General features: G+C 60.9%; 17 protein-coding genes. 10 read left to right on the forward strand and 7 right to left on the reverse strand.

Going from position 1 to position 24,261, the window contains the following annotated elements:
• Positions 1–369 precede the first annotated feature (369 nt).
• Complete coding sequence (locus RZS28_RS14165) at positions 370–546, reverse strand: hypothetical protein (protein ID WP_407338382.1); 177 nt, start codon at positions 544–546, stop codon at positions 370–372.
• A gap of 504 nt (positions 547–1,050) precedes the next feature.
• On the opposite strand from RZS28_RS14165, the gene RZS28_RS14170 reads away from it, so the two are divergent.
• From RZS28_RS14170 to serC, 6 genes are all read left to right on the forward strand, one after another.
• Positions 1,051–2,394, forward strand: a complete 1,344-nt coding sequence (locus RZS28_RS14170) for an efflux RND transporter periplasmic adaptor subunit (protein WP_407338383.1) — start codon at positions 1,051–1,053, stop codon at positions 2,392–2,394.
• Between the two features lie 76 nt (positions 2,395–2,470).
• Positions 2,471–3,898: an efflux RND transporter permease subunit gene (locus RZS28_RS14175; protein ID WP_407338384.1), complete on the forward strand. Its 1,428-nt coding sequence runs from the start codon at positions 2,471–2,473 to the stop codon at positions 3,896–3,898.
• Positions 3,895–7,179 (forward strand): efflux RND transporter permease subunit, encoded by a 3,285-nt coding sequence (locus RZS28_RS14180; protein ID WP_407338385.1) that lies wholly within the window; start codon positions 3,895–3,897, stop codon positions 7,177–7,179. Before RZS28_RS14175 ends, RZS28_RS14180 begins: the two co-directional genes overlap by 4 nt.
• A gap of 397 nt (positions 7,180–7,576) precedes the next feature.
• Positions 7,577–8,554 (forward strand): cysteine synthase A, encoded by a 978-nt coding sequence (gene cysK / locus RZS28_RS14185; protein ID WP_407338386.1) that lies wholly within the window; start codon positions 7,577–7,579, stop codon positions 8,552–8,554.
• Positions 8,551–9,504, forward strand: coding sequence for a serine O-acetyltransferase EpsC (gene epsC, locus RZS28_RS14190; RefSeq protein ID WP_407338387.1), 954 nt, complete (start codon positions 8,551–8,553; stop codon positions 9,502–9,504). The genes cysK and epsC overlap by 4 nt, the downstream gene beginning before the upstream one ends.
• A 204-nt stretch (positions 9,505–9,708) precedes the next feature.
• A complete protein-coding gene (serC, locus tag RZS28_RS14195; RefSeq protein ID WP_407338388.1) occupies positions 9,709–10,791 on the forward strand; it encodes a 3-phosphoserine/phosphohydroxythreonine transaminase in 1,083 nt (360 codons plus the stop codon).
• 21 nt (positions 10,792–10,812) lie between these two features.
• On the opposite strand, the gene RZS28_RS14200 is transcribed toward serC, so the two are convergent.
• The gene (locus RZS28_RS14200) at positions 10,813–11,016 is read right to left on the reverse strand and encodes a hypothetical protein (protein WP_407341180.1); all 204 of its coding nucleotides are present in this window, start codon (positions 11,014–11,016) and stop codon (positions 10,813–10,815) included.
• On the opposite strand from RZS28_RS14200, the gene RZS28_RS14205 reads away from it, so the two are divergent.
• Positions 10,919–11,983, forward strand: a complete 1,065-nt coding sequence (locus tag RZS28_RS14205) for a phosphoglycerate dehydrogenase (protein ID WP_407341135.1) — start codon at positions 10,919–10,921, stop codon at positions 11,981–11,983. The genes RZS28_RS14200 and RZS28_RS14205 overlap by 98 nt on opposite strands.
• Before the next feature lie 72 nt (positions 11,984–12,055).
• On the opposite strand, the gene RZS28_RS14210 is transcribed toward RZS28_RS14205, so the two are convergent.
• Together RZS28_RS14210 and RZS28_RS14215 are read right to left on the reverse strand one after the other, a co-directional pair.
• On the reverse strand, positions 12,056–12,787 hold the full coding sequence (locus tag RZS28_RS14210; protein ID WP_407338389.1) for an autoinducer binding domain-containing protein: 732 nt from the start codon (positions 12,785–12,787) through the stop codon (positions 12,056–12,058).
• A gap of 334 nt (positions 12,788–13,121) precedes the next feature.
• The gene (locus RZS28_RS14215) at positions 13,122–13,859 is read right to left on the reverse strand and encodes a manganese catalase family protein (RefSeq protein ID WP_407338390.1); all 738 of its coding nucleotides are present in this window, start codon (positions 13,857–13,859) and stop codon (positions 13,122–13,124) included.
• A 270-nt stretch (positions 13,860–14,129) separates the two neighbouring features.
• Here RZS28_RS14215 and RZS28_RS14220 point away from each other — a divergent pair, with 270 nt between their 5' ends.
• Positions 14,130–14,318 (forward strand): hypothetical protein, encoded by a 189-nt coding sequence (locus RZS28_RS14220; RefSeq protein ID WP_407338392.1) that lies wholly within the window; start codon positions 14,130–14,132, stop codon positions 14,316–14,318.
• Positions 14,319–14,545: 227 nt separating this feature from the next.
• On the opposite strand, the gene RZS28_RS14225 is transcribed toward RZS28_RS14220, so the two are convergent.
• The 3 genes from RZS28_RS14225 to RZS28_RS14235 form a co-directional block, all read right to left on the reverse strand.
• Positions 14,546–15,295 (reverse strand): methyltransferase domain-containing protein, encoded by a 750-nt coding sequence (locus RZS28_RS14225; RefSeq protein WP_407338393.1) that lies wholly within the window; start codon positions 15,293–15,295, stop codon positions 14,546–14,548.
• A gap of 324 nt (positions 15,296–15,619) precedes the next feature.
• Positions 15,620–17,689 (reverse strand): ATP-dependent helicase, encoded by a 2,070-nt coding sequence (locus RZS28_RS14230; RefSeq protein WP_407338394.1) that lies wholly within the window; start codon positions 17,687–17,689, stop codon positions 15,620–15,622.
• Between the two features lie 67 nt (positions 17,690–17,756).
• Complete coding sequence (locus RZS28_RS14235; protein WP_407338395.1) at positions 17,757–21,314, reverse strand: heavy metal translocating P-type ATPase; 3,558 nt, start codon at positions 21,312–21,314, stop codon at positions 17,757–17,759.
• 599 nt (positions 21,315–21,913) lie between these two features.
• On the opposite strand from RZS28_RS14235, the gene RZS28_RS14240 reads away from it, so the two are divergent.
• On the forward strand, positions 21,914–23,029 hold the full coding sequence (locus RZS28_RS14240) for a lipopolysaccharide biosynthesis protein (protein ID WP_407338396.1): 1,116 nt from the start codon (positions 21,914–21,916) through the stop codon (positions 23,027–23,029).
• On the forward strand, positions 23,026–24,186 hold the full coding sequence (locus RZS28_RS14245) for a glycosyltransferase family 4 protein (protein WP_407338397.1): 1,161 nt from the start codon (positions 23,026–23,028) through the stop codon (positions 24,184–24,186). The genes RZS28_RS14240 and RZS28_RS14245 overlap by 4 nt, the downstream gene beginning before the upstream one ends.
• Positions 24,187–24,261 lie beyond the last annotated feature (75 nt).

A 24,261-nucleotide genomic window follows, 5' to 3' on the forward strand; every position in this document is an offset into this window, starting at 1 on the left:
GCATGGTCTCCCCTGATTGCAGACGTCTCGACGTAGCCGCAGAATCCGAATCCAAATCGCGTTGCTGACAGCAGTCTGTCGTTCGCCCACGCGACTCACGCCGCTCAAACAACGCCGCGCCGAGTCTTCGCTTCGACATCAAGTATAAGCGAAACATATGATGTCTCGAATTGTTCCGCCTTCCGTCTGGGGGAACCCTTTGACGGGCGATCGCTATGACCATGCTGGCTGCCGCCCTGACCGGGCGGGCCCGCCGTGGCTTCGACATCGCGATCACCCCTGGGGGCCGCGGCCTTTTTCCCGGCTAATGCCACGTCTTCCTGATTATAACCCGTGCGCCCATTGACGTGTTCCGATCGACATGAGGAGTCAGGGCTGGTCGGCGAGCTTGTTCCAGGCGGGGCGGCAGTGGTCGAGGATGCCCGGGTAGGATTTGAAGACGCAGTTCGAGAGCCAGTTGTCCCTCATGAATTGCCGGATGTTCTCGACCGGGTTCAACTCCGTCGACTTCGCTGGCCGCGGCGCGAGCGTTATCTTGGGCGGCACGGTCAACGCTTTCGAGATGCTCCCTCCGGCCCGATCGAGAACCAGGATGGCGCATGACGTTCTTTTTTGTCTGCCTATGCGAGCCACATGGGCTCTCTATGATTTGAGGCCATAAAGCCTTCGGCTCGTAATCTCCGATCACGTCCGGCCTAGCTGTCAAGTCGGAAGCCATTATAATATTAGAACAGTAGGGTTCTATAAGCCTCGCAGGCTAGCATACCCCCGTGACGATCGGACTTCCTAATGTTCTTTTATACTATGTTAGTAGACTAGTAGCGCCTCCTGAGGAGTTCCCATGCGATGAGCGACAGTTCCGAACAGCGGGCTCGGCGCGGGCGGGCTCTTTGCGGGAAGCGGCGAACGCGTTTGGCGAAACGCCTTCCACGCTGATTGTTAACCCAACCTTCTCGTCTTGGAGCGCCGTCGGCGATCGCGCCTCACGATGAACGCCGAAAGGTGAGACTACCCAAAGCGCAGTCAGCCCCGGGCATTGGACTCAAAACCATGGATGATCGCACCCGCACGGTGGGCGATGAAGCTCTTGACCCATTCTTTTTCCGTGAAGCGAAGAGACCGAACGAAGAAAAGCAGGCGCCCCAAGGGCCCGCGGCGCATACGAGGCCGCGAAGAGGGCCGCCGCTGCGGACGGCTGTCCTTGTCGCGCTTGCGGCTCTGATCGCGTTCGCGACCTATCGTTTCGTCACCACTGAGCGTCCGCCGACGGGCGGCCGATTGCGCGATGTTGGAGCCCAGCCCATTGGCGCGGCGACCATCGCGCTCGGCGATATAAAAGTCACTGTCGGCGGTCTCGGCGCCGTGACGCCGCTCGCCAATGTGACCGTGAAAACGCAGATCAACGGCCAATTGATCGAGGTCGCCTTCAAGGAGGGCCAGATCGTCAAGAAAGGCGATTTTCTGGCGCAGATAGATTCTCGTCCATATCAATTGGCGGAGAGCCAATACGAGGGTCAGCTGGCCCATGATCAGGGATTGCTCGATCAGGCGCTGATCGACATGACGCGCTATGAGACGCTTCTGAAGCAGAATTCCATTGCGCGCCAACAGGCGGAGGATCAGCGCTATCTCGTCAAGCAGACCGAAGGCTCCGTCAAAAGCGACCAGGCTCTCATCGACGGGCAGAAGTTGAACCTCGCCTATGCGCGGATCGTCTCGCCGATCGACGGCCGCGTCGGCCTGCGGCTGGTTGATGCCGGCAATTTCGTGCAAACGACCGATCCCGGCATAGCGGTCTTGACCCAATTGCAGCCGATTTCGGTGATTTTCATCGTCCCGGAGGATGAAATTCCGGCGATCATGGAGCAGATGAAGGTGGGAACGCCGCTCGAAGTTGCAATCTACGATCGAGCCGACGTCCATCAGCTTGCAGTCGGCAAGGTGACGACCATCGACAATCAGATCGATACGACAACTGGCACCGTGAAGATCCGCGCCGAGTTCGACAATCTCGACGACAAGCTGTTTCCAAATCAATTCGTCAAAGCCAGGCTCTTGATCAAGTTATTGAGCAGCGTCGTCACGGCGCCCTTGACTGCAATTCAGCGCGGCGTGACGGGAGCCTATGTCTACGTCATCGGCGCCGACAACACTGTTTCGGCGCGCAACGTCGAGCTTGGACCGCAGGATAATGGCAAGGTCGCCGTCGCCACGGGATTGGCCCCAGGCGATCGCGTCGTCGTCGACGGCGCCGATCGCTTGCATGACGGCTCTCGGGTCTTCGTCGCAGTGAGCGACAGCGTAGCCGCCGGCGGATCCGGCCTCGCTGGCCCGGGCGAAGCGGAAAGAGGCGGTGAGAGCGGACCCCAGACGAAGCCGCCGGGTGCGCGATGAATGATTGTCAGCGAATGGTCCCCATAAATGATTTCAAGGTCAGGCCGAGGCCAAAGGCCCGCCGAAAGGACCGCTGATGAATCCATCAAAGCTATTCATTCTGCGTCCGGTCGCAACCACGCTTTTGATGGCGGCGATCGTGCTCGCAGGGGCCGTCGCCTACCGGTTCCTGCCGCTGTCAGCGTTGCCCGAAATCGATTACCCGACAATCGAGGTGCGCACCTTCCTCCCCGGCGCCAGCGCCGAAGTGATGACCTCTTCAGTGACGGCGCCGCTCGAGCGGCAGATGGGCGAAATGCCCGGGTTGAATGAGATGACGTCGGAGAGCTCCGCCGGAGCCTCCGTAATTACATTGCAGTTCAGCTTGAACCTCAGCCTGGATGTCGCCGAACAGGAAGTGCAGGCCGCGATCAACGCCGCGACCAATCTGCTCCCCGCCGACCTGCCGGCGCCGCCCGTCTATTCCAAGGTCAACCCCGCCGACGCTCCGATCATGACCATCGCCGTCACATCGAAGACGCTCAGCCTGATCGATCTGCAAGACATCGCCGAGACGCGCATCGCGCAGAAAATCGCGCAGCAGGCGGGAGTCGGGCAGGTTGCGATCAGCGGCGGTCAACGGCCGGCTATTCGGGTTCAGTTCAATCCGGAGGCGCTCGCCGCCTACGGCCTCAACATCGACGATTTGCGCACCATCATCTCCAATGCGACCGTCAACAACCCTAAGGGAGGCTTCGACGGCCTGGCCCAATCGTCGACGATAACCGCCAACGATCAACTGAGCAAGGTTGAGGAATATCTAGGCCTCGTCATCGCCTATCGCAACGGCGCCCCGGTGCGCTTGTCCAATGTCGCCACCGTCGTGAAAGGCGCCGAAAATACGAAGCTCCGCGCTTGGGCCAACGGCCAGCCGGCCATCGTCATCAATATCCGGCGTCAGCCAGGCGCCAATGTGATCGCGGTTGCAAATGACATCAAGAAACTGCTGCCGACGCTAAAATCAAGCTTGCCGGCGGTCGTCGACATCAGCGTCCTCAGCGACCGCACCACGACCATTCGCGCCTCCGTCGCGGACGTCGGCGCGCTGCTTGCCTTGATGGCCTTCGGCGGAGAGCTCGACATCGTCGCTGTTATCGGCGTCATCTTGTTGATCGGCATCGTCAAGAAGAACGCGATCATGATGATCGACTTCGCTCTCGACGCAGAGCGCAACGATGGGCTGCCGCCGGGGGAGGCAATTTACGAAGCCTGCCTTTTGCGCTTCCGGCCGATCCTGATGACGACCATGGCCGCCATTCTTGGCGCGCTGCCCTTAATGCTCGGGACCGGAGTCGGCTCCGAGCTTCGCCATCCGCTCGGCGTCTCGATTGTCGGCGGCCTTATCCTCAGCCAGGCGCTGACGCTGTTCACGACGCCTGTCATCTATCTTTATTTCGTTCGTCTCGCCGAGCGGCTGCAAGGCCGGCCGCCTGCCGGCGTTTTGGCCGGGGAGAGCGCGGAATGAACATTTCCGCGCCCTTCATCGAGCGGCCGGTCGCGACGACCCTTTTGGCCCTCGGGATCGCGCTCGCCGGGGTCCTCGCCTTTTTCAGCCTCCCCGTTGCGAGGCTGCCGCAGATCGATTTTCCAACGATTTCAGTGCAGGCGACGCTCCCTGGGGCCAACCCCGACACTGTAGCTTCAAGCGTCGCAAGCCCGCTTGAGCGCGCGCTCGGGCAGATCGCCAACGTAACGGAGATGACGTCGCGCAGCTCAATCGGCAACACCAGCGTCACGCTTCAATTCGACCTCAATCGCGACATAGACGGCGCCGCGCGTGACGTTGAAGCCGCGATCAACGCGGCGCGCGTCGATCTGCCTTCGAGCTTGCGCAGCAATCCTACCTACCGCAAGGTGAATCTCGCCGACTCGTCAATGATGATCCTGGCCATGACGTCGAAGACGCTTACGACGGGCCAGATTTACGATGCGGCGACGAACATTTTGCAGCAGAGACTGTCTCAGCTCGACGGCATAGGTCAGGTCAGCATCAACGGCTCCGCTCTCCCAGCGGTCCGCGTCGAAATCAACCCGCATGCGCTCGCCAAATATGGCGTCGGCCTCGAGGATGTGCGCGCGGCGCTTGCGGCCGCCAACGCCAACAGCCCGAAGGGGGCCTTCGAGGACGATGATCAGCACATACAGATCTACACCAATGATCAGGCGAGTGTTGCGGCCGACTACCGAGCGCTCGTAATCGCCTATCGCAACGGCGCGGCTGTGCGGCTTTCCGACGTCGCCGAGGTGAATGATTCGGTGGAGGATCTGCGCAATGCAGGCCTCGTCAACGGCAAGCCCGGACTCGTCATGAATTTGACCGCGCAGCCGGGCGCCAACATCATTCGGACGGTCGAAGCCGTCAAGGCGGAATTGCCGCGTCTCAGGGCCGCAATGCCGCCCGGCATCGACTTGACGATCGCCGCTGACAAAAGCCTCACCATCCGCACCTCGGTGCGGGAAACCGAATGGACTTTGGCGCTTTCGATCGGCCTTGTGACGCTGACCGTCTTTCTGTTTCTACGCGACATTCGCGCCACCTTGATTCCTGCGGTCGCCGTGCCGCTCTCGATCATCGCCACATTCGGCGTTATGTATCTAGCTGGCTTCAGCATCGACATATTGTCGCTCATGGCGCTGACCATCGCGACCGGCTTCGTTGTCGACGACGCTATCGTCGTCCTGGAGAACATTTGCCGCTATCTCGAGGCGGGCATGACGCCGCGCGAGGCGGCGTTCGTCGGCGCGCGCGAGGTCGGCTTCACCGTCATATCGATCAGCATCTCGCTCGTCGTCGTGTTTGCTCCGATCCTTTTGATGGGCGGTCTTATTGGCCGGGTGTTCCGCGAATTCGCCGTGACGCTTTCCTTCGCCATCCTCGTCTCGATGGCGCTGTCGCTTACTCTTACGCCCATGATGTGCGCGGTTTTCCTCAAACGCCGGCCGCCGCCGGCAGAATTGCGCCGGCGCCGCTTCGATCCTTTCGCGGCGCTCCTTCGCGGCTACGCGCGCACGCTCGGCTGGGCGCTGCGCAATGGCGACGTCGTCATGCTGCTCCTCTTCGCCACAATTTGCCTCAACGTGGCGCTGTTTACGGTCATACCGAAGGGATTTCTGCCGCAACAGGACACCGGCCGCATCGATGGAGGCATCCAGGGAGACCAAGACATTTCCTTTCAGTCCATGCGCGAAAAGCTGAAGATGCTGCAAGACATCATTCGGACTGATCCCGCAGTCGAGAATGTCATCGGCTACACCGGCGGCAGAGAAACGAACTCAGGTGGGAGCACCATCCAGCTGAAGCCTAAATCGGAGCGCGACGTAACGGCCGATGGCGTCATCGAGCGGCTGCGCAACAAGCTCGCCCAAGTGCCGGGCGTCCGGCTTTATTTCCAGGCCCAGCAGGATTTTCGCATGGGCGGACGCCAATCCAACGCACAATATCAATATACGCTGCAAGGCGACGACGCGAACGAGGTCTACGCCTTCACGACGAAGCTGGTCGAGGCTCTGCGCCGCAGCCCGCTGATCGCCGACGTCAATTCCGACCAGCAGCAGGGCGGTCCTGCGGCCAATATAACCATTGACCGCGACACCGCCTCGCGCCTCGGCCTGACAGCGAGCCAGATCGACAATACGCTCTACGACGCTTTCGGCCAGCGCCAGGTTTCGACGATCTATAGCGCGATCAACCAATATCATGTCGTGATGGAGGTTGCGCCGCGCTACTGGCAGGATCCTTCGATTTTGAGTGAAATTTACATCAGCGCGTCGGGCGGTAATCCAAGCGGGGCGGCGCAGAGCAATCTGCCGGCCGGCACGGTCAAGGGCGCCGCGACGAAGTCGTCATCCGCTCGGTCCAGCGCCGATGATACGGCGCGCAACGCCGCCACAAACGCCTTGGCCAACACCGGCAAAGGCAGCGCCTCCGCCGGCGCCGCTGTCAGCAACGCGAGCGAAAAAGTGGTTCCGCTTTCGGCATTCACTCATTTCGCGCCTGGCAAGACGCCATTGAACGTGAATCACCAGGGGCTTTTCGTCGCGAGCACGATTTCCTTCAACCTGGCCGCTGGAGCATCGCTCAGCCAAGCCATTGCCGAAATCGATAAGGTTACGACGCTGCTTGCAATGCCGCCGACGATTCACGGCGCGCCGCAAGGCAACGCCAAAGCGTTCCAACAGTCAGACAATAATCAGCTCCTGTTGTTTTTGGCCGCCTTCGCCGCCGTCTATATCGTTCTCGGCATCCTTTATGAAAGCTTCGTTCATCCAATCACAATCCTATCGACATTGCCCTCGGCGGGCGTTGGCGCGGTGCTGGCGCTCATGCTGTTTGGAGCAGAGTTCAGCCTTGTCGCCTTCATCGGCGTGATCTTGCTGATCGGCATCGTCAAGAAGAACGCGATCATGATGATCGACTTCGCGCTGGAGGCGGAGCGCACGCAGGGACTTTCCCCGCGCGAAGCGATCTTTCAAGCCTGCATGCTGCGGTTTCGTCCGATTCTGATGACGACGTTCGCCGCGATTCTCGGGGCCATTCCGCTCGCCGTCAGCTTTGGGGAGGGCGGCGAGATCCGCCGCCCGCTAGGCATAGCGATTGTCGGTGGCTTGATCGTCAGCCAGATTCTCACATTCTACACGACGCCTATTCTCTATCTCTACATGGATGAATTCCGCCTTTGGGGGCAGCAGCGCTGGCGAAGCCGTTGCCCGTCCCTGTCGACGCCGGCCGCGGATCGCCTAGTCTGAGGCGCGCGCGATGAGATTTCGGCAGCTGGATGCGATGCAGGGCGGCGGAGAGCGCGTCTATGTCTTCATAGGTGTTGGAGAGGGCGACCGACGGACTCATGATCGCCTGGAGCCCGAACCGGCGGCAGGATCGGCGGCGCGCAATAATGACCGGCGTCACCGCTATTCCTTCCCGATCGAATACCGGCCCATCGCCATCGTCGCAGCCGTCTCCAAACTTCGGCGGTCAGTTGGAATCAGGCGAAGGCGACCTCGTCAATGGGCGGATGAGCCCAAATCCCTTCCGATTTACTCTACTAAATTGATGTAGCTTGATTGAGATCAAAATGTCTCAACGGCGATTAGCCTATATTATTTATAGAAAATATTTCTCTAATCGGTCCGCGGGAGGCCCTCAATGTCGCATTGGTATGAAGACAACTCGCTTTCCATAGGGCGCACGCCGCTGGTCCGGCTGAACCGCGTCACCGACGGCGCGCCAGCTACGGTCTTGGGGAAGATCGAGGGACGCAATCCTTCCTACTCCGTCAAGTGCCGCATTGGCGCATCGATGATTTGGGACGCCGAACGCCGCGGTCTTCTGGGTCCTGGCAAGGAGCTTGTGGAGCCGACGAGCGGGAACACGGGCATTGCGCTCGCCTTCGTCGCCGCCGCCCGCGGCATTCCGCTGACCTTGACGATGCCGGAAACCATGAGCATTGAGCGGCGCAAGCTGCTGATCGCCTTTGGCGCCAAGCTGGTTCTCACGGAGGGCCCAGCGGGCATGAGCGGAGCCGTTGCGAAAAGCGAGGAGATCGCGGCCTCCGACCCCAACCGTTACGTTCTTCTCCAGCAATTCAAAAACCCGGCGAATCCCGCCATCCACGAGGAGACCACCGGTCCGGAAATCTGGAACGACACCGAAGGCGCGATCGACATCTTCGTGTCCGGGGTCGGCACCGGCGGGACCATCACCGGAGTCTCTCGTTACATCAAGCGCACGCGAGGGAAGCCGATCGTCTCGGTCGCCGTCGAGCCGGCGGCGAGTCCGGTGCTGACGCAGCGCCAAGCGGGTCAGCCGCTGAAGTCGGGTCCTCACAAGATTCAGGGAATCGGCGCCGGATTTATTCCTGAGGTCCTCGATCTTTCGCTGGTCGATGCGATCGAACAGGTCACCAATGAGGAATCGATTGAATACGCCCGGCGTCTGACCCGCGAGGAAGGAATTCTTTCCGGCATTTCGAGCGGGGCCGCCGTCGCCGCGGCCGTTCGCATCGCCAAACGTCCCGAGAACGCTGGCAAGACGATCGTCGCCATTCTTCCGGATTCCGGCGAGCGATATCTCAGCACGGCGCTCTTTGAGGGGATCTTCGATGCGAAAGGCCTCGCCGCATGAGCGCGCAGGTCAAGCAAAGCGGCGATGACGTCACAGCGCGCGGCGCGGACCTCGGCCATATCGTCGCCGATCTGAACAATCAACGCGCTGCGTCGGAGCATAGCGGACGCCGCTACGGTCCGAGGCCCTTGCTCCCATCCCGGGAAGCGGTGGTCGGTGTCATCGATGGGCTGGTTGCGGCGCTTTTTCCAAGACATTTCGGGCCGCCGGGTCTGAGCGACGAGGGCGCCGATGGTTTCGTAGGTTACGCTGTGGACGTGGCGCTGCGTTCGCTAGAGGAACAGGCGCGTCGTGAACTCCAGCTTGAATCCGAGGAAGCTGACAAGGGCGGCGCCGATCAGGCGCAGCAGGCAAGCGAGATCAGAAACGGGTTCGCCGCGGCCTTGCCGAAGGTGCGCGCGCTGCTCGAAAGCGACATTCATGCGGCCTTCGAAGGCGATCCCGCGGCCAAGAGCCTCGACGAGGTCGTGTTCTGCTATCCGGGCGTCACCGCGGTCATCCGCCACCGGCTCGCACATGAGCTGTATCTTCTGGGCGCCCCTTTGCTCGCCCGTATCGTGTCCGAGATCGCGCATTCCGAGACCGGAATAGACATCCATCCCGGGGCTGAAATCGGCGAAAGCTTCTTCATTGATCATGGGACTGGCGTCGTCATCGGCGAGACGTCGATCATCGGCCGGCATGTGCGGCTCTACCAGGCCGTTACTCTCGGGGCAAAGCGGTTCGAAGTGGATGAGCACGGCGCCTTGATCAAGAACTACGCCCGGCATCCAATCGTCGAGGACGATGTCGTAATCTACGCCGGCGCGACAATCCTTGGCCGGATCACCATCGGCCGCGGCTCGGCCATCGGCGGCAATGTCTGGCTCACGCAAAGCGTGCCGCCAGGAAGCAACATCACCCAGGCGAAGCTGCGCAGCGAGGCCTTCGATGACGGCGGCGGAATCTGAATCAAGGGACATTGTTCTCGGGCGCCCAAACAAGATTCGACCGACTCGTCGCCGTCCGCCCGTGGCTTTGTCATTGAGTCGCGCGCGACCGAGCCGAGCCTGCCGTCGAATAGCTTGACGCTCCATCACGGCGGATTTCTGGACCACGGACACCGAACTCAGGTCGGAGGCGAGATGATCCGCGGTCTGATTGAGGAGAAGGCGATGGCGAGAATCTATAATTTCAGTCCCGGGCCTTCCGTGCTGCCTGCGCCAGTGTTGGAAAAGGCGCGCGAGGACTTGAGAGGGTGGCGCTCCACCGGGATAACGGTGATGGAGATGAGCCATCGCGGCAAGGATTTCATCGGCATTGCCGAGAAGGCGACGGCCGATCTCCGCGAATTGTTGGAGATCCCGCAAAATTACAAGGTCCTATTCCTGGCGGGAGGGGCGAGCGCGCAATTCGCGGCGGTGCCGCTGAACCTGTTGCGCGGCAAGACGAAGGTTTCCTACGTCAGCACCGGCTATTGGTCGGAAAAAGCGATCGCCGAGGCGAGGCTCTTTGGCGAAGTGCAAGTCTCAGCAAGCGGCAAGGAAAGCAATTTCACCACGATCCCGCCGCGGCCGCAGTGGAATGTCGATCCCGATGCGGCTTACCTGCATTACACCGCCAACGAAACCATCGGCGGAGTCGAGTTCCAGGCCGCGCCCGAGGCGGACGGATTGCCGCTGGTCGCCGACATGTCGTCGAACATCCTGTCCCGTCCGGTGGAGGTGGGTCGATTCGGACTCATCTACGCCAGCGCTCAAAAGAACATCGGACTGCCCGGGCTGGCCGTGGTTATCGTGCGTGAGGACCTGATCGGACAGGCCCTGCCGGGGACCCCCTCGACCTTCGATTATCGGCGGCAGGCGGCCGAAGGGTCGATGGTCAACACCCCGCCAACCTACAGTTGGTATGTGGCCGGCCTGATGGTGGAATGGCTGAAGGAGCAAGGTGGACTCAAAGCCATCGAAGCTCGCAACATACGCAAGGCGGAAAAGCTATATGCGGCCATCGACGCCTTGCCGTTCTATTCGAATCCTGTGGACCCAGCCGTCCGCTCTCGCATGAACGTCCCTTTCCATCTGGCGGACGCCGCTCTGGAAACGCCGTTTCTGGCGGAGGCGAAGGAGGCGGGGCTCGCGTATCTTGAAGGGCACCGTTCCGTGGGCGGATTGCGAGCCAGCATCTACAACGCCATGCCTGAAGAAGGCGTGGACGCTTTGATCTCCTTCATGCGCGAATTCGAAAGAAAACGGGGGTGATCCCATGTTCAACGTGCTGACCTATGACAAAATTCCGGCTGAAGGCTTGAGCTGGCTGCCACGCGACAAATATTCGATCGCATCGGAATGCTCCCATCCCGACGCGATTCTCTTGCGGTCCTTCGATTTGCACAGCGCGCCGATTCCCGAATCCGTTCTGGCAGTTGCTCGCTCGGGGAGCGGCGTGAACAATATCCCTGTCGAGGCTTGCTCGAAGCGCGGCATTCCCGTGTTCAATGCGCCGGGCGCCAACGCCAATGCGGTGAAGGAGCTCACTCTCGCCGGCATGTTGCTCGCCGCCCGCCACATCGCCGCGGCCTGGGATTTCGCGCGCAATCTCAAGGGCGACGATACGGGTATTCAGCGCCAGGTGGAAAAGGAGAAGAAGCGTTTCGACGGCTTCGAGCTCGCGGGAAAGACGCTCGGCGTTCTGGGTCTGGGCGCCATCGGGGTGCAAGTGGCCAATTCCGCGATTGGTTTGGGGATGCGCGTGTACGGTTTCGATCCGTCTCTTACGGTCAACCGGGCCTGGCAACTTTCGTCATCCGTCATCGGCGCGGGGAGCATCGATGATTTATTGGCGCGGGCGGATTTGATCAGCCTCCACATCCCCCTGAACGATCAGACCAATCACGTTATTGACAAACAGCATCTTGCACTGATGAAACAAGGAGCGATCCTGATCAACTTCTCGCGGGCCGGTGTGGTCGACGAGGCTGCGTTGGTCGCCGTCCTCGGCGAAGGCAAGCTACGCGCCTATGTCACCGATTTCGCGACCCGCGCCGTTCTCGATCAGCCGCATGCCATTGTGCTGCCCCATCTCGGCGCCTCCACCGCCGAGGCCGAGGTCAATTGCGCGACCTTGGCGGCTGAGTCCCTTGTGGATTTCCTCGAACAGGGCGAGATCCGCAATTCGGTGAATTTCCCGAAGGTGGTCATGCCGCGCGGCGGCCGCGCCCGGCTGGCGATTGCGAACGAGAACGTCCCGGGCATGGTGAGCCAGATTTCCGCCGTTCTGGCGGCGGCCAATCTCAATATCGACAATTTGCTCAACAAGTCGCGTGACAAATATGCCTACACCCTGATCGACCTGAATAGTGAAGCGCCTCCCGAAACGCTGCAACTCATCCGATCCATTAAAGGCGTGTTGTCAGCGCGCATCGTTCCAAAATCGGCAGGAAGCTTCGAGTGATATGAGCGCGAGTCATGCGTGATCATCGGCGCCGAGCATGTGCTGAATCCCTCGCCTCTCATCCTCGATCAATCAATGGACCAACCCTGATCGAATCGCTTTCGTGACCGCGTGGATGCGGGTGAGCGCCCCCAATTTATACCGAGCGGAATCGAGATGCGCCTTGACGGTCTCGGCTGAGATGCGCATCAAAATCGCGATGTCCTCGACGGTCTTTCCTTCGGCGGCCCATTCAAGCGCCTCGATCTCACGTTTGGTGATCGCATTGAGCTCCGCCGGCGGCGCTTCGCCATGCATCTCGCAGGCGCGCTGATGCACATAATTGGCGACATGGACGAGATCTGTCGTGCGCTCCTGCCGCCTCGCCGTCCATTCTGCGTCGGTTTCCTTTGATTTGACGAGGAAGAGCGCCCAAACGCCATTTGTTGGGCCCCGGACCGGGATTATCAGGCCCTGGCGATCCCCCTCGTCGCCAATCCGAAGGTTTTCATCTTTGCTCCGTCGTCGAATCCGCGCCCAATCAATTGGCAGCATCGAGCGAGCCCCAATCTGAATAATCGGATCGTTCAATGCTCGGCGCGTCGTCCTGTACGCGTCCGCCCATGCCGCGCCCCGAGTCCGCAGGATGAAAGGATCGGTCAGGCTATATCCGCGAAATGACGGACAGAAATATGCGACGCCGCTCAGCCGATAGCGGCGACGAATCAATTCAAGGAATTCCTCCAGGGTCTTGTCGGTCAAATCGGCGTCGAGCCGCAACAGGGATCGCAAATCGAGGTCGTCCAGAGACGCAATCCTTCCCATGACTCTCTTCCAAACGAATACGGAGACTACGCCCATTTCGAGCGCCTTGTCGCCGTCAGGGGAAGCCGAAATTATAAGTGAATATTATCATCTTAGAATTATTAAAGATAAATTTGCGATACTCGTCCGCTTATGTCCACTGATATTTGGGCGACGCCCGCATCATGGGCGCCGACTCGGCGCTGCCCAGGCCAATCCACGTAATTTCAACGACCTAATTTATTTGATTCTCTAGATTCCTAATCTCTGCGGAGCAGAAACCGTCGTATCCCCTCACGGAAAAGCCGTCGTCTTGCCGACGGCGGCTCTCACGTGGCGCGAGACCCAATCGCTCCTATTCGGCGGCGTGGCGATGGATCTTTTCGTCGTCGGGGTTGATCGGGTCCGGCGGCAGCCCACCTTCGGGCTTGGGATCGGAGACATAGCGGAACTCGCCTTCGTTCCAGGGACCCCGGTAGTCGTCGCCATGGGAAAGGTTGAAGACGACATTCACCGTATCGTCCGGTGCGATATTGCCGAAATACGGATCGGTCAATTTGCCCATTGAATCCAGAGCTTTCATGAACATCTGGGCATGGGTGATTTCCCGCGTCAGCAGATGCGTCAGCGTCCGCTTCGTGCCATTGTCCGAGCAACGGTTGATCAAAGCTTCATAGGTCTGCCGCGCGCCGGCTTCGGAGGCTATATTGGCGCGAAGGTCGCGCACGACATTGCCGCCTTCATTGATATAAGCGGCGGTCCAGGCTGAGCCCCGGCTGTCGATGAAATGCGGCCCCATTCCTTTCATGGCGAACAAGGGCGCCGCGTAAACATCGGTTTGGTCGATGTTTTGCGTATGCTGGGTGATGAGCCTGCCGACCATTTCGAGATGGCTGAACTCTTCAAGCGCTATGTCCTGCAGCATGTCGCGGATGCTTGGGTCTTCGACATGGAAGGATTGCACCCAATATTGCAGGGCCGCGGTCAGCTCGCCGGTGGCGCCGCCGAATTGCTCGAGGAGAAACTGGCCGAAACGCGGATCGGGCGAGCCGACATTGACCGGCTGGATAGTTTCCTTGACGTGCGAAAACATGTCAAAAATCCTTCTGGAGTTTTCTTGCAAACTGGGTGGACGCTCGGCGGGAGGGCGCCTCGACTTCGGAGGCGTAGAGCGTTGCAGGGCAGTCCCCAGGCCCGAAACCAGTCACGGGCGCAAAAGTTCGAGCGCTGCCGGAATCACATTTCGCGGCGCGACGGCTGGCCGCCTTGCTCATGTCGGCGACTAGCGCGGGCGAAGCCGTGCATGTGGCGAAAGGATAGGATAAAGCTTCGACTCGACGCTTAGAAAATTCGGAATCTCCTCATGCGCTTGAAATTGACTCCGCCGGGCTTCCCCATCTTCCTCTTGTCGCTGGTCCTGGCTCTCGCGGCGATCGCGACCCTCTACACCCGCGTTCCATTTGTTGGCCACTACGTCAGCACGCATCGTTTCTGGGTTCTGGCGGCGGCCTATGCAGCCTTGATGGCGGGCGTGCTGTTCGAAGGCCTTTAGAAGGACCTTTGGCCTCTTGGCGCCGGCTGTGCCGGTGCTGACTGGTTGATTATGCTTTCGTAGCCCTCGGGAGCAAGTTTCACACAGCGACCATCGTTCGAGTCGCTCGTCTCATTGCGCTTGACTTAAGAATAGACGCCGGTCCAGTGTATAGTGAATTTGAAACCAATTCGCTTGTGAGGCAAATTGTCTGAAGGCGCTTTCAGGCTCTATAAATCAAGCTTAACTTAAATCTTTCCACTGAGAATTGTTGAAAGCTTATTGAACGTCTGTTTAGGAAGCTTTCGCATTAGCGGCTTAAACGCGATCTGCGAGTATGACGCTATAGCCTCGTATTGTCTTGGATGAACTACGTCGATAGGAAGTTGATTGATCTTGTTTGAGAATAAGTAATCCTTCACATTTGCGATAAGGTCATGGCGTTCACGTTTCACATAAAACAGCATATTCTGCTTGTACCAAACCGACACGTTCTTCTTGTCCCAAATCTGAGACCGGAATGGGTCAAAAACATCATAGCCCTGGGCGTTGAAGAGATCGGCCCAGTAAGATTGCCAGCGCTCGTTGATGTGCCGGAAACCGCCTTGATAGGGAATAGCGCCGCTGAACAGGACGAGATCGGCGTGTTTGGTGAGGTTCTCGACAAATTGCTTAGAGAATTTTCCCTCAATATGCTCAGCTACTTCGAGGCTCATCGCTAAGTCAAAACGTCGATCGATTTCGAGTGTGTTTGAAAGATCCTGAATTCGCACGAGGTCGGGGCGGATCACGAGTCGACCACAATCAGTCCACGGACCGTCAACTCCTAAGATCTGTGGCGTGCCTAGAGATTCGAAGCATTTGAGCCACTGCCCATCGCCACATCCAACATCCAAGACAGACTTGACGTCGCAGAAGGACTTAAGCAGCGGCACAATGATTTGCGCGGACTGCGAGGTTTCATCGCCATGCGCCTTGTGCCACTCGAAATCGTACATCTCCGCCTCCACCGGTAATGTCAAATTGACATTCCGCGGGCAGTGTCGATCAAATGGCTGTTTTTGGCAAGGCCGACGAACCGCCGCTCAAGCTGTCGAATGAAAGTCCTGGTTGCCTGCTCTTGAGGAGACACTAGCGAAGATGGAGCCCAGCGCCGAGCGGCATCGATAGTTGGCAAGTAGTGCTTTGGCCCATCAGCACCGTCGTGGTGAAACAAGGTTGGTGTGGGCGTTGACGCGGTCATGGCAACCGCAGAATCCGGCGTTGGAGCCGCGTTTCGACATCGTGGCGCTTGGCGTCCTTCCAACAAAGACACGGCGACGTCACCGCCACATGCCGCGCATGCGGGCGCCGATGTCGATTTGAATGCGCGGCGTCCGCTCGGCTCGGCCGTCTTGGGGCTTCGCCGCCGCCGGCCAAGCACGGATCTCGAAGGCGCCGAGAATCCCAGCCGGGAGAAACCTCGTTCGCGACGCGTAGACATGGCGATCGCCTTGCGGGGATTGACCGTGGGTGAAGAAGCGCTGCGGCGTCACGAGGCAAAGCCGATCCTTTGCCCGCGTCATCGCGACATAGAGGAGGCGGCGCTCCTCCTCGATCTCAGCCGATGCGCCGGTTCCGAGGTCAGAGGGGATGCAGCCGTCGACGACATTCAGCACAAAGACCGATGTCCATTCCTGTCCCTTGGCGGAATGGATGGTCGAGAGAATCAAATAATCCTCGTCGCGCAGCGGCGCGCCCGCTTCATCGCTCGTGGCGTCCGGCGGATCGAGCGTCAGTTCGGTCAAGAAGCGCTCGCGGGAAGGATAGCCGGCTGCGATCTGTTCGAGCTGCAGGAGATCACCTTGGCGAACAATGGCGTCTTCATGAAGGCGGTCGAGATGCGGTTCATACCACCGGCGGATCGCTTCAATTTCCGCCGGCCAGCCAGCTTTGTCGCCATGCAGTCGCATGAGCAGATCGACGAAAGCAGGCCAATCCTCCAGCGCTCGCGCGGGAGGCTTGAACGCCGCGAGCGCGTCGAAGGCGCCGCCGGCGGCCGCAACTTCGTCGAGCGCCTTGGCTGCTGTGGACGGACCGACGCCGGCCAGAAGCTGGACGACCCGAAATCCGACGACGCGGTCGCGCGGGTTTTGCGCCCATCGCAGAACCGCAAGCAGGTCCTTGACATGCGCCGCATCGAGAAACTTGAGGCCGCCGAATTTCATAAAAGGAATGTTTCGCCGTGTGAGCTCGACCTCGATGGGGCCGCTATGATGCGAGGCGCGAAACAATACGGCCTGGGCCTTGAGCGCGCCGCCCGCCTCGCGATTCTCGAGAACTTTTTCGACCACATAGCGCGCTTGCTCGATCTCGTCGCGCACAGTGACAAGCTCTGGCCGATCGGCGGATCGCCGCTCCGACCACAGGGTCTTCGCGAATCTCTCCGCCGCGAGGCCAATGACGGAATTGGCGGCGGCCAGGATCGGTTGAGTCGATCGGTAGTTTTGCGCCAGCGTCACGATTTCGGCCGGCGGCTGAAACTGGCCGGGGAAATCGAGAATGTTCCGCACCGTCGCCGCCCTGAATGAGTAGATCGACTGCGCGTCATCGCCAACCACGGTGAGGCCATGGCCATCGGGTTTCAGCGCAAGCAGTATCGACGCCTGCAGCCGGTTGGTGTCCTGATATTCGTCGACGAAAACATGATCAAACGCGCTGCCGATTTCTTCCGCAAGCTTCGGCTCCGCGACCATCTGCGCCCAATAGAGCAGGAGGTCGTCGTAATCGAGCACATTCTGGCGCTGCTTCGCCACGACATAAGACGCGAAAAGCTCGCGAAGCTCGGCCTCCCAACCCGCGCACCAGGGATAGACGGCGCCGAGCACGTCGCTGAGCGGCGCTTCGGCGTTGACCGCCCGAGAATAGATCGCAAGGCATGTTCCCTTGGTTGGAAAACGGCTCTGCGTCTTGGAGAAGCCGAGCTCGTGCCGGACGAGGTTCATGAGGTCGGCGGAGTCCTCGCGATCATGGATCGTGAAGGCGGGGTCGACGCCAATGACATGGGCGTAGTCGCGCAATAGGCGCGCGCCGATCGCATGAAATGTCCCGGCCCAGGTCAAGGCCTCGATCATCGCCGCGGCCTTCGCGCCCATCGCCTCAATCGCGATGCGCTCCACGCGCCGCGTCATCTCGCTGGCCGCGCGTCGTGAAAAGGTGAGAAGGAGGACGCGGCGAGGATCGACGCCGTTGACGATGAGATGGGCGACCCGATGCGCGAGCGCATTGGTCTTTCCGGAGCCGGCGCCGGCAATGACAAGCAATGGCCCGCCAGCCGCGGCGCCGCAGCCGACGCCATGCTCGACGGCGCGCCGCTGATTCGGATTTAGCTTGGCGAGATAGGCGGCGCTCATGGGCGGAAACGAATCATCTCGAGGCGATCCCCCAAGAAGCACATTTCTTGTTTTGTTCGCAAACCGCTCACTGGCGGCGCGGGCTCTCCGTCGGCGTCTTCCCGAAACCGCCACGGCTTTCGCCGACGATCACGTCATCGCCCGGTTGCAGATCGCCCTTCACGATTTCCGCGAATGCGCCGTCGTCGAGGCCGAGCTGAACCGGGATCGCTATCGGCTTTCCGTCGCGCAGGATCCAAAGCCGCGACGCGCCGCCCGCCGGCGCCGTCGGACCGCCGCCGCTGCTCGGGTTCGCTCCGGGCGAATAGCCTAGCGCCTGATCCGGCGCGCGGAGGACGTCGTCCCGCCTTTCGGTCACGATCCTGACCGTCGCCTTCATGCCAGGTTCGAGCAAAAGATCGGGATTGGACGCGGCGATGACGACGTCATAGGTTGCCCCCGTTTCGACCGTCCGTGGCCATTGGCTGATTTGGGTGACTTCTCCAGCGAAAGAACGGTTGGGGAGCGCTTCGACGGTCAACGAGGCCTTGTCGCCGAGCTTGATCTCGCCGATGTCGCGTTCGCCGACATTGGCGTCGACTCGCATGGCCGAGAGATTCGTCGCTATGAGGAAAAGAGGCGCCTGCGGATCGGCCGCGACCGTCATCCTTGCTTCGACCTTGCGGGACGCCACTGTTCCATCAGCGGGCGAGACGATGTCGGTATAGCTGAGGTTTGTCTCGGCGGCCTTGAGCGCTGTCTGGCGCTCGGCGAGCGAGGCCTCGTCGGCCATCGTCCGCGCCTGCGCCTGCTCATAGGCTTTGCGCGACTCGGCGAGCGCCTTTCGCGAAACGCCTCGCCGCTTCGCCGGCGCCTCGTTGCGGTCCAAAACCGATCTCGCCTGACCAAGTTCTGCTTTGCTCTGTTCGAGACGAGCCTCGGCTGCGGCGAGGTTGGCTTTTTCTTGTTCGACAGCGATCTGATAAGGGCGCGGGTCGATCTTCGCGCAGAGCTGGCCCGCTTTCACTTTCTCGTTGTCTTGGCAAAGGACCGCCTGGATTTGGCCGGATACGCGAGCGCCGATCTGCGCCGTTGTTGCGGCGCTGACGCCGCCGCTCGTGGCTACAATGCGGGCGACGGAGCCGCGGTCGAGTTTCTGCGTCGCATAGCGTATGGCGCCGCCGCCATATAGGGACCAGTAGAGCCATCCATTCTCAAAGGCGAGGATCGCAAAGACGACGACCGCGATTTGCCGCCCCCAGCGGCGTTCGGAAGGTGGGCGCCCTGTCGGACCGCGGCCCGGCGCCTCGCCGCCTTCGATCACGGCCGGTTTCCTCGTCTCGCGCGAAGGGACTTCGTCGCCCCAGTCAACAGCTTGCTCATAGATGTCCTCCTCTTGGGCGTTGTGAATGCGCACGAGCGCCTCGATTGATTCGATGATGCGCTGCGCATCCCGGATCACGTATCGGTCGGACTCGGCGGGCGCGAGCCCATCCGACAGCCGCGCCAAAAGTCTCGCAAGATGAAGGATCTCACGATGGGCGCGGCTCATGGCGCCAAGGCCGGCGCCCTCCGCGAGCAGGCTTGAGAGGCGAGGATAGACGGAACTCTCGTCGTCGCGTTCGTGCGCGACAATCTCCTTCGCGACAATGCGATTGGCTTCGGCAATATAGCTCACCGCCGTCTCAGCCTTCGCATCGTCGAGCGCGTCCGCGATCTGGCGCAGGCGGTCGAGGCAAGCCGCCAGCCTTTCATGATCTTCGTGAAGAATCCGCGCGGCCGCAGCCGGCATCGTGGGTCGTTTGGGCGCGCGACCTGGGCTCAACGCCCGAAGCGCATTGAGGATCACGGCGACGTCGATGGCTTCTTGCGTCAGCGCTCCGGCGACCGGGGTCAGCCAGCCGAGGGCGGCGGCCCCATCGCCGCGCCGGAAAGCGCCATGCCCGCGACGATGCTTTGCATGGCGATGGCGCGCGTCGCGCGATGGCGACGGCGTCGAAACGCGGTCGAGCCGATCGACAAGGATGACGACATCCGCCGCCTCCGACGATGCGCTCGCGCCGCGCGCGCCCATGGCGACGCCGACATCCGCCGCCGCCAAGGCCGGAGCGTCATTAATGCCGTCGCCGACCATCGTGGTCGGATGAAGCCGCTGCTGCTCGGTTGCAACGGCGTCGACCTTGTCGGCGGGAACGCGATCGGCGAGCACGGCGTCGAGGTTAAGCGCGGCGCCGATCGTCTCGGCAGAGTCGGCGCGGTCGCCGGTCACCATGACGATCCGCGTCACGCCTGCGGCGCGAAGCGCCTGGATGGCCCGCGGCGTCTCGCGCCGGAGCTCGTCGGCAAGCAGCAAACCGGCGATTGTGCGCCCATCAACGGAAACGAAGACGCTGAGAGCTGAACGCCACGAGGCCCGCCGCAGAGCGCGCAGCGCCCATTCTTCCGGCTGCGCTGCGCCACACACAAGCTGATGCGACCCGACGCGAATCTCTCGTCCCTCGACGATGCCTTCGAGACCGGATCCCATGGTCTCGCGGACTTTCGCGGGGATCTGCAGAGAGAGCCCTTTTTCCAATGCAGCGGAGACAATGGCGGCCGCCACCACATGGTGCGAGGCTTGTTCGAGAGAGGCGGCGAGGCGCAAGGCTTCGTCGGGGTCTTGGCCCGGAGCGGTCTCGATCGCGACCAGCCGCGCGCCGCCGACAGTTAGAGTCCCTGTCTTATCGAACATCACCGTATGCGTGCGCGCGAGCGCTTCCAGAGGTCCGCCGCCCTTGATCAAGATTCCGCGGCGGGCGGCCTGCGAGGCCCCTGCAATAAAGGCCGCGGGCGCCGCAAGGATCAAAGGGCAGGGCGTCGCCGCAACAAGCACCGCGAGCCCGCGAATGGGATCATGTGAAAACGCCCAAGCGGCGCCGGCCAGCACGAGCGTCACAGGCAGGAGAAGCAGCGCATAGCGGTCCGCCATCCGGATGAAGGGGGCCTTGGCGGTTTGCGCCGCGGTGACCATGCCGATAATGCCCGCGTAGGCGCTCTCGCCCGCGGTCGCGGAAGCTTGCATCTCGAAGGTTTCGCCGGCGTTGATCGCGCCGCTGCTGACGACTTCGCCAGCCCGGCGCATAACCGGGATGGGCTCCCCCGTGAGGGCCGATTCGTCGATCGAAGCGCTTAGACTGACGATCTGCCCATCGACGGGGACGACCTCGCCAGCTTGCACCAGGATCGCGTCGCCGATTGAGACTTGATCAATTGGCACATCCTCGATCGATCCGGCGATTCTGCGATGCGCCAGGCGCGGAGCTCGGTCGACAAGCGATTTCAAGTCCCGCTCGGCGCGTCCGACCGCAAAATCCTCCAGCGCCGCCCCGCCGGCATACATGACCGCGACCACGGCCGCAGCCAATGCTTCGCCGAGCGCGAGGGCCGCCAACATGGAGAGGAGGGCGATCGCATCGACCCCCATTCTCCCGGCCAAAAGGCTGCGAATGATCGAGACGGCGAGGCTTGCGGCCACGGGAATTGCGCCCGCCGCCCATATCCAATGCGCAAGCCCGGCGCGGCCTGCTAAAATGGCCGCAAGTCCGCCAACAAGCCCGACCAGCGCAACCACGATTAGGGCGCGCCGCGCGGCCCGCTCAATGACCATTGTTACGGCTCTTTCTTGGCTCCATCATTCGGCGCGGAATCTCCACAACGGGGGGCTTCAACCGAGGGCTCGGCCGACGAGAAATAGGCTTAAGACCGTCGACGCGCGGATGGCGCGCCGCCGATCATAGCGCCGCCTGCAATATCTGCATGGCTCCTCGTCGTCACAAGGATCATCTGCGAATCCCGCGCGCCGCCAGGCTGGCTCGAATGTGAGTTGCCTCCAAGTGGTCATGCGGCTAATTATGCGCGCCTTTACCTTAGCCGAGATAGATGTTAAAGATCGGTCGTCCCCGTGAGCTAATATTTCGGATGAATTGGCTGCACAACTCGTGATGGAGTCGTCACAAGCACGGGCTGTTTTTTGTTGCAATAGCGTCATTGATGGAAATTTGGCGCCGAGGTGTTCAAGGGACATTAAACATTATGATGCGCAGGATAATTTCAGGTTTTGGCGCCAACGCATTCGGCCAAGGCGTCAGCATTATAATACAACTCGCATCATTGCCCTTGTTCCTACTTTATTGGGATAACTCCACCTATGGATCGTGGCTTATATTGTCGGCGGCGCCCGCTTATTTGTCCATGGCTGATGTGGGAATGGTGAACGCTTCAGGCAATAAGATGACCATGGCCCTTGGTCGATTTGACGCCGCCGAAGCAAATCGGATTTTCCAAAGCGCGCAACTCTTCATGATCATCGTATGCGGCTCTCTTGCGATTCTCGTGACGCCGCTGGCGCTTTGGGCTCCTTTGCCGTGGTCCGTCTCGCTCGATGAGCGCGTCGCCTTGGCGGCGCTTTTCTTTGAAGTGCTCCTGGCTCTGTTCGGCGGGCTTTCGGAGGCGGTGTTCAAGGCGACCAGCCGTTACGCCTTGGGCACGATGCTAGGCAATTTAATTCGCCTTGGCGAATGGGCGGGCTCGATCTTGGGCTTGGTCATATTCGGCAGTTTTTCGGGCGTCGCGATTTGCGCGCTTCTGGCGCGGGCCGGGGGCACGGTCGCCGGCGTCTTGCTTGCGCAAAGAGGCGATTACGGCCTCTACTGGGGAACGAGCCAGGCCTCGAAGGACGAGATCAAGAGCATGGTCCGGCCGGCGGTCTCCTTCATGGCGTTTCCCTTGGCGAACGCTCTCAGCTTTCAAGGAATGACGCTGCTCGCCGGAGCGCTCACCGGCGCGTCTACCGTCGCAGTCTTCAACACCTATCGCACAATCGCGCGCGTCGCGGTCCAATTGACGGCTATGTTCAGTCATGCGCTGTGGCCGGAGTTTGCCCGGTTGTTCGGGCAAGGCGGCGCCAGAGCGGTCGAAGCCCTGTTTCATCGCTCCGCCTTGCTCGGCGCCGTTCAGTCGGTGGCGCTCAGCCTGTTGCTCTATTTCGTTTCGCCATGGCTGCTGCAGGTTTGGACCCATGGTCGGATCGAGTTCGACCGCGGTCTCATGCTGTGGCTGCTGGCCTATGCCGCGGTCGGCGGCGTCTGGCATGTTCCGCGCATCTTGTTGATGGCGACAAACCAGCATGTCGGCTTGGCCGGATGGGCGCTTGGCGCGGGCGGGCTTTCGGTTGCCCTCGGATGGGCGTTTGGGGTCCTGTGGCGGATCGATGGAATCGCCGCCGCGATGCTGTTGTCGGAGGCGTTCATTGCTGCGGTTTGCGTCTATCTCGCCTATCACATATTTTTTCGCAGCCCGCGATTGAAGGGCTATGTGTCGTGAAAGTGGCGCTTTCCGCGATCGGCAAATTTCACACCTTCGATCTGGCGCGCGAGCTTCACGCCAGAGGCGCTTTGGCCGGGATCTTCACGGGCTATCCGCGCTTCAAGCTGCGCCATGAATCCTTGCCGCAAGAGCTGATCCACACGTTTCCGCTCGTGCATGGCGCCTACATGGCTTTCCCCTGGTCGCATCGGGTCGGACGCTACTGGATGCAGCAATGGGAATATCTCGACGCGCGTAGTTTCGGAGCTTATGTGGCCCGAAATCTCCCTGAATGCGACATATATGTTGGGCTGTCGGGCTCCTCCTTGCGGGCGGGCGAAAAGGCGCATCGCCGCGGCGCGCGCTACATTTGCGATCGCGGCTCATCGCATATCCGCACGCAGGACCAGCTTCTGCGCGAGGAGCATGAGCGCTGGGGCCTGCCTTACGCCGGCATCGACCCGCGAGTCATAGACGCCGAGGAGGCTGAATATGCCGAAGCCGACCGCGTTACGGTTCCGTCGCATTTCGCCTATCGCTCCTTCTTGAGCCAAGGCGTCGCTCCGGAAAAGATTCGGCTTCTTCCCTATGGCGTCAACCTGTCGCGCTTCGAGCCGGCGGGCGCGCCAGCCGAAGGAAGATTCGATATTTTATTCGTCGGCGGGATGGCCCTGCGGAAGGGCGTCCAATATCTGGCGCAAGCCTTTCAGCAGATTAAGCACCCCGCCAAGAGGCTGACCTTTGTCGGCGCGCCGTCTGCTGAGCTCATCGATCTTTTGCGGCGGCGGAGTCTTTGGCCGGAAGAGGCCCGGGTGATGGGACATGTGCCGCAACCGGAACTCAAGAAAGTGATGAGCCAAAGCCATGTCATGGTTCTGCCTAGCATCGAGGAAGGTCTGGCCCTCGTGCAGGCGCAAGCCATGGCCTGCGCCTGTCCGGTGATCGGCACGCCGAATAGCGGAGCGGAGGATTTGTTCAGCGACGGCTCTGAAGGCTATATTGTCCCGATCCGCGACGCCGAAGCATTGGCGGAGCGGCTGCAATATCTGGCGGATCATCCGGAGCAGAGAGCGCAGATGGGACAGAGAGCCTTGACCAAGGTGCAAGGTTTTGGCGGTTGGCACGCCTATGGCGAAAAGGCTATGTCGATTTTACATGAAGTCGCCGCCGCTTGATCGGTCGGCCGGCGTCGGCGACGCCTCGATCATTGCGCGGCTGAGCGCCGCAAGCTAAGCTATAACTCGATTGGA

Origin of the sequence: Methylocapsa polymorpha, assembly GCF_045689225.1 — a bacterium.
GTDB classification, from domain to species: Bacteria; Pseudomonadota; Alphaproteobacteria; order Rhizobiales; family Beijerinckiaceae; genus Methylocapsa; species Methylocapsa polymorpha.

Coding starts and splice junctions, on each gene's coding strand:
- RZS28_RS14170 (WP_407338383.1), top strand. CDS start 1,051: ATGGATGATCGCACCCGCACGGTGGGCGATGAAGCTCTTGACCCATTC.
- RZS28_RS14175 (WP_407338384.1), top strand. CDS start 2,471: ATGAATCCATCAAAGCTATTCATTCTGCGTCCGGTCGCAACCACGCTT.
- RZS28_RS14180 (WP_407338385.1), top strand. CDS start 3,895: ATGAACATTTCCGCGCCCTTCATCGAGCGGCCGGTCGCGACGACCCTT.
- cysK (WP_407338386.1), top strand. CDS start 7,577: ATGTCGCATTGGTATGAAGACAACTCGCTTTCCATAGGGCGCACGCCG.
- epsC (WP_407338387.1), top strand. CDS start 8,551: ATGAGCGCGCAGGTCAAGCAAAGCGGCGATGACGTCACAGCGCGCGGC.
- serC (WP_407338388.1), top strand. CDS start 9,709: ATGGCGAGAATCTATAATTTCAGTCCCGGGCCTTCCGTGCTGCCTGCG.
- RZS28_RS14200 (WP_407341180.1), bottom strand. CDS start 11,016: ATGCCGCGCTTCGAGCAAGCCTCGACAGGGATATTGTTCACGCCGCTC.
- RZS28_RS14210 (WP_407338389.1), bottom strand. CDS start 12,787: ATGGGAAGGATTGCGTCTCTGGACGACCTCGATTTGCGATCCCTGTTG.
- RZS28_RS14215 (WP_407338390.1), bottom strand. CDS start 13,859: ATGTTTTCGCACGTCAAGGAAACTATCCAGCCGGTCAATGTCGGCTCG.
- RZS28_RS14220 (WP_407338392.1), top strand. CDS start 14,130: ATGCGCTTGAAATTGACTCCGCCGGGCTTCCCCATCTTCCTCTTGTCG.
- RZS28_RS14225 (WP_407338393.1), bottom strand. CDS start 15,295: ATGTACGATTTCGAGTGGCACAAGGCGCATGGCGATGAAACCTCGCAG.
- RZS28_RS14230 (WP_407338394.1), bottom strand. CDS start 17,689: ATGAGCGCCGCCTATCTCGCCAAGCTAAATCCGAATCAGCGGCGCGCC.
- RZS28_RS14235 (WP_407338395.1), bottom strand. CDS start 21,314: ATGGTCATTGAGCGGGCCGCGCGGCGCGCCCTAATCGTGGTTGCGCTG.
- RZS28_RS14240 (WP_407338396.1), top strand. CDS start 21,914: ATGGTGAACGCTTCAGGCAATAAGATGACCATGGCCCTTGGTCGATTT.